This is a genomic window from Pseudomonas folii (genome assembly GCF_014357575.1).
In the GTDB taxonomy this organism is placed as follows: Bacteria; Pseudomonadota; Gammaproteobacteria; order Pseudomonadales; family Pseudomonadaceae; genus Aquipseudomonas; species Aquipseudomonas folii.
Genome location: NZ_JACONW010000225.1, coordinates 1 through 6,025, shown reverse-complemented (window position 1 = coordinate 6,025; position 6,025 = coordinate 1). Strand labels below are relative to the sequence as shown.

General features: G+C 57.8%; 2 protein-coding genes. One reads left to right on the top strand and one right to left on the bottom strand.

The window, feature by feature from the left end; translation table 11 throughout:
- Window positions 1-58: 58 nt before the first annotated feature.
- On the bottom strand, window positions 59-3,910 hold the full coding sequence (locus H8S59_RS25530) for a sensor domain-containing protein (RefSeq protein ID WP_425504610.1): 3,852 nt from the start codon (window positions 3,908-3,910) through the stop codon (window positions 59-61).
- Window positions 3,911-4,309: 399 nt separating this feature from the next.
- Between H8S59_RS25530 and ettA the strand changes: the two genes are divergently transcribed.
- The gene (gene ettA, locus H8S59_RS25525; protein ID WP_095096794.1) at window positions 4,310-5,974 is read left to right on the top strand and encodes an energy-dependent translational throttle protein EttA; all 1,665 of its coding nucleotides are present in this window, start codon (window positions 4,310-4,312) and stop codon (window positions 5,972-5,974) included.
- The last annotated feature ends 51 nt before the right edge of the window (window positions 5,975-6,025 follow it).

Sequence of the window (6,025 nt, the reverse complement as noted above, 5' to 3'; positions counted from 1 at the left end):
CACGTCAGTTAACTGGTCCTGAAGACAGGCCAAAATGTCCAGATTTGGCGGCAGTTCATCAATCAAACATGAACAGCGTGTCATTGCTGTACTGCGCTTCGAACCGGCTGGGTGGCATCGGTCGGCCGAAGAGGTAGCCTTGCACTTCATCACAGCCGTGCTCGCGCAGGAATTCAAGCTGTTCGTGGGTTTCGACGCCTTCGGCAATGACCGCCAGGTTGAGGCTGTGGGCCATGGCGATGATCGCGCGGGCGATCTGTGCGTCCTGCTCGCCCGAAGGCAGACCGTCAACGAAGGTCCGGTCGATCTTGAGGATGTCGATGGGGAACTGTTTGAGGTAATTTAGCGACGAATAGCCGGTGCCGAAGTCGTCTACCGCAATGCTCAGGCCCAGGCGCTTGAGGCCGTCGAGAATCTGCATCGCAACGCCTACTTCGCGCATCAGGATACTTTCGGTCAGCTCCAGTTCGAGGCAGGCAGGGGGCAGGCCTGTTTCTTGAAGAATATTGGCAATCCGGTTACCCAGATGGCCATCAGCAAATTGCCGGGCAGAAATGTTGACCGAAACTTTGGGCACGCGCACCTTGGCCCGGTGCCAGGCTTTGAGCTGTTTGCAGGCCTCGGTGAGCACCCAGTCGCCCACTTCCACCACCAGACCGAGCTCTTCAAGTACGGGGATGAACTCGTTTGGCGAGACCATCCCGCGACGTGGATGGTGCCAGCGCAGCAAAGCCTCGGCCCCTGTGAGACGTTTGCCGTCGCCGCTGAACTGTGGCTGGTAGAACAGGGTAAATTCCTGCTGTTCCAGTGCATGACGCAAATCGCTTTCCAGCTCCAGACGTTCCAGCGCTGAGGCGTTCATGTCGGCCTGATAGAACTGGAAATTGTTTTTGCCGTTCTCCTTGGCGTGATACATCGCGGTGTCGGCGTTCTTCATCAACTGGCTCAGTTCGTTACCGTCCTGAGGGCTCAACGCGATGCCGATACTGGCGGTCACGAAGAACTCCCGCCCCTCAAGGACGAACGGCGTGACGAGGCTGGTCAGGATCTGCTCGGCAACGTGAATGGCGCGGTTCAGGGCGAGCTCCCGGGTCGGGCTCGGTTGCAGCAGCAAGGTGAATTCGTCTCCGCCCATGCGGGCAACCGTGTCGTCATCGGCGACGCACGCCAGCAGGCGCGTGGCCATTTCCTTGAGCATGCGGTCACCGGCCGCGTGTCCCAGGGAGTCGTTGATCGGCTTGAAGCGGTCAAGATCGAGGAACATCAACACGACCCAGGCGTTTTGCCGCTCGGCATGTTGCAACGCCGAGTGCAGGCGATCCTGAAACAGCGAGCGGTTTGGCAAGTGGGTCAGGGCGTCGTAGTAGGCCAGGCGATGGATGCGTTGCTCGCTGGCTTTGCGCTCGCTGATATCGGTGAAGAAACAGACATAACTGGCCAGATCGCCTTCGTCATCCAGTACAGCCGTGATGCCGACCCAGGCCGGGTAGTGTTCATCATTGCGGCGTTTGAGCCAGACTTCGCCTTCCCAGCTGCTGTGCTGATTCAGTTGTTTGACGATGTAGCGCAAGTGCGCTTCCTGCTGGTTATCGACGGTCAGCAGGGTTGGTAACTGGTCGAGCACTTGTGCAGCTGTGTAACCGCTGACCCGGCTGAATGCCTCGTTGGTTTGTACGATGTAGCCCGCCGGATCGGTAATCAGGATGGCTGAAGTCGAGTGCTCGAATACGGTGGCGGCCATACGCAGGTCTTTTTCGGCCCGGCGCTGCTGGCTGATATCACGTCCCACGCCAAGGATGCCTTCGAACGCACCCTGATCGTCCCAGACCAGTACCAGACGCAGTTCAATAGGGATTTTTCGCCCGTCGGCGCGCAGGCAGTCGAACAGGAACAGTTGAGTCGGTATTTCGTGGCGCAGGGCGGCCAGTGCTTCCGGCTTTTTCAGCACTTTGCGGATGCGATCCATCAACGCGTACACGCCTGCCAGTTGCTGCGGATTGGCGACGGTGGATTTCCAGCCGTGCTTGAGAATCCATTCAGCGCTGTAACCGAGCACGCCTTGAACTGAAGGACTGACGTAATTGGGCGTCAGTTTGCTGTTGGTGGAGAAAATTACATCGCTGATGCTTTCGGCCAGCATGCGGTAGCGCTGTTCGCTGTCACGCAGGGATTCACTGGCTTCCAGCTGTTCGGTGATGTCTTTGGCAACGCCGATAATGTGCGTGACCTGATCATCAAGATCCCGGGACAGCGCCTGTTCACGGATATCGTAACGCCGCCATTTACTGTCACGGGCACGGAAGCGTAACTGGCATTGCAGAAGTTCGCTGTGTCCACGGTGACGCTGGCGCAGGCGCATGTCCTGATAACGCTCGGCGTCGTCGGGGTGCAGCAGCATCTCCCAGAAAAACTCGCCCATGCGCAGCAGTTCAGTCTTGCTGTACCCGAGTGTCTGACCGAGGTTGTGGTTGCTGTAGATCATTCGTTGGCTGAGGACATCCTGCACATACAGATGGTCCGGGACAGTGCGCACCACATTCGACCAGAACCCTTCGCGTTCCTGCTGCGACAGCTCGACCCGCTTGCGGCTGGTGATGTCGCCGATGCTCAGGATGACGGCGTTAAAGTCTTCACGGTCTTCAGGCAGACGTACCACCAGCCACAGGTGTTGATCTTCGCCGCGGTCCCGAGTCAGGCGGATCTCGATTTCCAGCTGGTTTTTTCGGGCCAGTACCGCGTGGATCAATTGCTCGCCAATACCGTGCTGACCGCGCTGGCCGCCTTCTATGACGTGCTGCCACGCCTTTTCGCTGGATTGGACGTTGAGCAGGCTCAAGGCGACCTGATTGACTTCGGTAATGCGCAGTTTGCGCAATAGCGCGTTGAGTTGCCCAGGCTGGGCCTTGAGCAGCTCGTTCAGTTGCTGACTGTTATCGATCTGCAGCGTCTCGAGATAGCCTGGCAGGGCCGACATATCCAGCACGCAGATGGCGACGCCAGCGCCTTCGAAAATATCCTGATAGCGGCGTCTGCTTTCGTGCAACTGACGCTGGCGTCGCCGCAGGCTGAACAGCGCGAATAACGGCAGGATCGAACAGAGCAGGCCGATCAAACATTTGCCGATCAATGGCCCGAGCAATTGCTCCCGCGCCTTGCTGACGTCGAACTGGCCGCGTAATTGCCAGTTACTGTTGGTCAGAGGCTGAAGCAGCACGCTCTCGATTTCGCCAATGCTGCTCACCACCGGTTCATTCTCGATGGTTTTGTCACGGAATAGCAGGCGATCAGTGGAGCGGTTCTCCAGCCGCCAGAGTGGCTGGAAACCCTGGCGTGTCTGACGTGTAAGAGGTTTGAGAACGTCCGGGCTCAAACGCAAAGCCCAATAGCCCTGGTTGGTTTCACCGGGATAACGGATCAGCAGATAGATCTGCGAGCCATCTTCACTGTTGTCGTAGTAAAAAGGCCGGCCCATGGCCTGTTGGACCATCTGCTTGATAAACAAGGTGTCGGTGGAAGCGTCCAGGCTGTCAGTGGTTACCTTGCCGCTTGCGTCCAGCCACGCGATGCTGCGCAGCGAGGGCAGCGAATGACGCAAATTGTTCAGCAGCTGTATTTCCTGCTCCGGGCCCTGAGGCGCCTGCTGGCTGCTGAGACTCAGCAAATTGAGCGCCACTTGAGCGCTCAGCTCCATGTTCAGGCTCAGGCGGTCCGCCAACTGCGCGCTGTAGTCGAGACTGCGCTGGCGCTGGCGATCCTGGTTCTGTTGGTACTGATCAATCAACTGCCAAAAAATCAGCGCAAGCATCATCAACACCAGCGCTGCCAGCATGCCTTTCAATGACCCGCGCAAAGGCACCGCTGTTGTGCTCCTGGTTGTGCTCGATTGAGACGGGTGAGTTGATGTTGGCAACATTGATCCTGACTACTGGACTGGAACAGGCTGTTTGAAAACGATTGCACCGGGCTGCGCTGCCGGCAATGCGGGGCGCACTATATGCCTACGCCCAAAGGGCGGCTAGCATGCCTTGAGTTGTGGCTAAGTGCCAGCCCCGCTGGCTCAGATGGTTTGCCCTCAAGCCCGCATTCGGGTAGCTTTGCCCAACGCGCAGCCTCTGCCGATTCCTGCATGAGTGACTCCACTGCTTGCAAACTTTGATCTGGTTCCACGGCGCTCTCATCCTGCGATGTAGATAATTCAAGGCGTGGAACCGTCCAACGGCAAGTGCCGTCGACAAATAAAACGCTTTTTTGCGTCGTAGCGCCAAGCTCGCGTCTCTATTCAACAGTCATAAAACCAGGTTTTCATCCCATGGCCCAATACGTATTCACCATGCATCGGCTGAGCAAAGTTGTGCCGCCGAAGCGGGAAATTCTCAAAAATATCTCCCTGTCGTTCTTCCCGGGCGCCAAGATCGGCGTCCTCGGTCTGAACGGTTCGGGTAAGTCCACACTTCTGAAAATCATGGCGGGTGTTGATACCGAGTTCGACGGTGAAGCGCGTCCGATGCCTGAACTGAACATCGGCTATCTGCCGCAAGAGCCGCAGCTGGACCCGACCAAGACCGTGCGTGAAGTGGTCGAGGAAGCGGTCAGTGTGATCAAGAACGCTCAGGCGCGCCTTGATGAAGTCTATGCAGAATATGCAGACCCGGATGCGGACTTCGACAAGCTGGCTGCCGAGCAGGCCAAGCTGGAAGCCATCCTGCAAGCCTCCGATGGCCACAACCTGGATCGCCAGCTGGAAGTCGCCGCCGATGCGCTGCGTTTGCCAGCATGGGATGCGAAAGTTGAAGTGCTATCCGGTGGCGAGAAACGTCGTGTGGCCCTGTGCCGTCTGCTGCTGTCCGCTCCGGACATGCTGCTGCTCGACGAACCGACTAACCACCTGGACGCCGATTCTGTCGCCTGGCTTGAACATTTCCTGCACGATTTCCCGGGTACCGTGGTTGCGATCACGCACGACCGTTACTTCCTGGATAACGTCGCTGGTTGGATTCTGGAACTCGACCGCGGCGCAGGCATTCCTTACGAGGGCAACTATTCGGGCTGGCTGGAAGCCAAATCCGATCGTCTGGCCCAGGAATCCAAGCAGCAGTCGGCCCATGAAAAGGCCATGAAAGAAGAACTGGAATGGGTTCGTAAAGGTGCCAAGGCGCGCCAGTCCAAATCCAAGGCTCGTCTGCAACGCTTTGAAGAAATGCAATCGCAGGAATTCCAGAAGCGCAGCGAAACCAACGAGATCTACATCCCGGCCGGTCCACGCCTGGGCGACAAGGTCATCGAATTCAAGAACGTCAGCAAGGGTTACGGCGATCGTGTGTTGATCGACAACCTGTCGTTCGCCATGCCCAAGGGCGCGATCGTGGGTGTGATCGGTGGTAACGGTGCCGGTAAGTCGACCCTGTTCCGCATGTTGATGGGCAAGGAAACGCCGGACTCGGGCACCATCGAGATCGGTGAAACCGTGCAACTGGCTTGCGTTGATCAGAGCCGTGACGACCTGGATGGCAGCAAGACTGTGTTCCAGCAGATTTCCGACGGTTCCGACCAGATCCGCATCGGCAACTACGAAATCCCGTCACGCACTTACGTTGGCCGTTTCAACTTCAAGGGTGGCGATCAGCAGAAGTTCGTCAAGGACCTGTCCGGCGGTGAGCGTGGTCGCTTGCACCTGGCGCTGACCTTGAAGGAAGGCGGCAACGTCTTGCTCCTCGACGAACCGTCCAACGACCTCGACGTGGAAACCCTGCGTTCGCTGGAAGAAGCGCTGCTGGACTTCCCTGGCGCCGCCATTGTGATCTCTCACGATCGGTGGTTCCTGGACCGGGTTGCGACCCACATCCTCGCTTACGAAGATGATTCGCAGGCCGTATTCTTCGAAGGCAACTACACCGAGTACGAAGCCGACCGCAAAAAGCGTCTGGGCGAAGCAGCAGCCCAGCCGCACCGCGTGCGCCACAAGAAACTGGCCTGATTTATTCAGGCGGTACAAAAAACGGAGCCTTCGGGCTCCGTTTTTTTTGGC

Coding starts and splice junctions, on each gene's coding strand:
- ettA (WP_095096794.1), top strand. CDS start 4,310: ATGGCCCAATACGTATTCACCATGCATCGGCTGAGCAAAGTTGTGCCG.